Annotated in this window: 2 protein-coding genes and 3 pseudogenes; 1 reads left to right on the forward strand and 4 read right to left on the reverse strand. The window is 61.3% G+C overall.

What is annotated here, in order from left to right:
• Positions 1-220: 220 nt before the first annotated feature.
• Positions 221-430: pseudogene (locus ATI53_RS22680) on the forward strand (transposase); the annotation flags it as partial.
• On the opposite strand, the pseudogene ATI53_RS22685 reads toward ATI53_RS22680, so the two are convergent.
• The 4 genes and pseudogenes from ATI53_RS22685 to ATI53_RS22700 all read right to left on the reverse strand — a co-directional run.
• A pseudogene (locus ATI53_RS22685) lies at positions 427-651 on the reverse strand (transposase); the annotation flags it as partial. The pseudogenes ATI53_RS22680 and ATI53_RS22685 sit on opposite strands and share 4 nt — an antisense overlap.
• 241 nt (positions 652-892) lie before the next feature.
• Positions 893-1,312, reverse strand: coding sequence for a hypothetical protein (locus ATI53_RS22690; protein WP_009503141.1), 420 nt, complete (start codon positions 1,310-1,312; stop codon positions 893-895).
• Positions 1,302-1,544, reverse strand: a complete 243-nt coding sequence (locus ATI53_RS22695) for a type II toxin-antitoxin system Phd/YefM family antitoxin (protein ID WP_111551438.1) — start codon at positions 1,542-1,544, stop codon at positions 1,302-1,304. The genes ATI53_RS22690 and ATI53_RS22695 overlap by 11 nt, the downstream gene beginning before the upstream one ends.
• A 101-nt stretch (positions 1,545-1,645) precedes the next feature.
• Positions 1,646-1,908 (reverse strand): annotated as a pseudogene (locus ATI53_RS22700) (IS66 family transposase); the annotation flags it as partial.

Genomic DNA, 1,908 nt, shown 5'->3' on the forward strand with positions numbered 1-1,908 from the left:
AACCATGAGAGGGGGCCTGGAGAACGCCCTGCCACCCCGCAAGATGCCGGTTCGGATGTCCACGAAACCGGCAGCAGGCCAATAGCACCATCTTCTGCTGCACTCCTCAGAGGACCGAGCAGACTGAGAAAGGCGGCGGCTTGGCAAGGGTGGCCAGGGCTTTGTTGCGCAAAGCCGAGGTGAATTTCATCGTGTGAATCCAGAATGGTAGCTGTGTGACATGAGCAGGCCCATCCCGCCGAACGACAAGACCAGAAACTGCCGATCCTACAACAAGGCGCTGAAGCGCCGGGGCGCCCTTACGGTTTGGTTCGATACAGGCATGGTGTGGATGCCGCCGACGACAGGCAAGCGAGGCCGACAGCCGCAGTATAGCGATGCCCCAATTCAGACGTGCCTGACGTTGAAAGTCCTGTACGGCATGGCGCTCCCCGACGTTGCGAGCGGTGACCCCGATGGCCCGGATCTCCAGCGTCTGTTCATCGACGTCAATGTGGATCTTCCGCCATAGACACCGTTTCGCGCCACCATGCTTGCGGGCGTGCCATTCGCGCTCTGCCTTGATGCCGGTGCTGTCGGCCAGCAGGTTCAACGGGCTTTTGAGCCGCGACAGGGGATGGTCACTGCCAAAGTCCTATGGCGTCGGCTCAGCGCCTCCATAAGCCGTCCATGTGATGGCATATTCGAATCGTTGTTCGGGCTTCGACCGGTCATGGCGTCTCTTCTCTTCCAGTCAGGTTACGGGTCTGACGGGACAGAAAGCCGCCTCTGCACATTCGGAAGCGCGGAGGCGGCTGAAGGTTCGGAAGCAGGGCCGGTCAAAGAGGCAAGGGAACCCGGTTTCCCGCGAACGCGGTGAGACCGACGCGTTCTTTTTGCCGGTATTTGGGGGTCACGTCCGGTTCGACAACTTCAGTCCCCCGATGGCGCGAAGGCGCTGAACCTCGCGCAGGATCGCGTCAGTGAAGGCGGGACTTAATGATCCGCGCGGTGACCGCTCTTCCAGCGTGTAAGAGATCTCAAGAACATCTGCGTTCAACTCATCCAGGACGACCCAGAGCGGCACATCGCTGTCGAGCTTGGCGCGCCGCGCCTCGGTCTCGGGGATCTCCAGCGCCGTCCGCCCCGGACCCGGAGCCTTGCTGGTGATCGGCGCGATGAACATGACATGCTGACCCGCCTGATTGGTAACGACGATCACCACGCAGCTTGGCCGCTTCTTCCGACCTTCTGTCTCTCCTCGATCCGCCTGCCACTTCCAGAGATAATGGTAGTCGAAGACCTGCCCCGCGGCGGGGAAGTCAGCGGTCACGGAAATGCTTTTCGATGCCCTGATCGAGAAGGTTGCCCAGATCTTCAGGCATGTCGGTCACTTCGAAAGCAACCTGCGACCCGTGGCCGGCCGTCAGAGCCTGGAACCGCTCCATCGACATGACCACGAAGCGCGGCTTACGGTGCTTCGTGATGGCGACCGGAGCGACTGTCGCCGCCTCGAAAAGATCGCCCGTATTGCGGGTCAAATCCCCTGCTGCGAACTGTTTCATCCTGGCTCCCCATAGATTTTCTGACTTAATAAGAATATACGGACTCTCTTGATATTCTGCAAGAGACAGGGGAGGAAGTCCACTCTCTCAAGGGGGCGCATCGTCCCTCCCTTCGCGAGGAGGGGGACCGTTGTGTCGCCCATTGCCCGGCAGGCGCATGCAAAGCATGCTGCCGAGAGGGGCCGTGCAGGCGCTCGGCCGCCAGAACATGGGTCCGGATCAGGGCGTGGATTGGTGCCAGCGCGGCAGCGCAGGCCCCGACCCGGTCGGCCAGCGTCGAGAGGCTGAGGTCGATACCTTCCTTTGCATCGCGCTCGGCCTGTCGGTTCAGCGGCTGATGCTGACCGAACGTCTCGAACAGGAG

It is taken from the genome of Salipiger aestuarii (genome assembly GCF_003259905.1).
In the GTDB taxonomy this organism is placed as follows: domain Bacteria; phylum Pseudomonadota; class Alphaproteobacteria; order Rhodobacterales; family Rhodobacteraceae; genus Salipiger; species Salipiger aestuarii.

What these genes read in the sequence shown, in the direction of transcription:
- ATI53_RS22695 (WP_111551438.1), bottom strand. Translation starts at nt 1,544, where the DNA reads ATGAAACAGTTCGCAGCAGGGGATTTGACCCGCAATACGGGCGATCTT.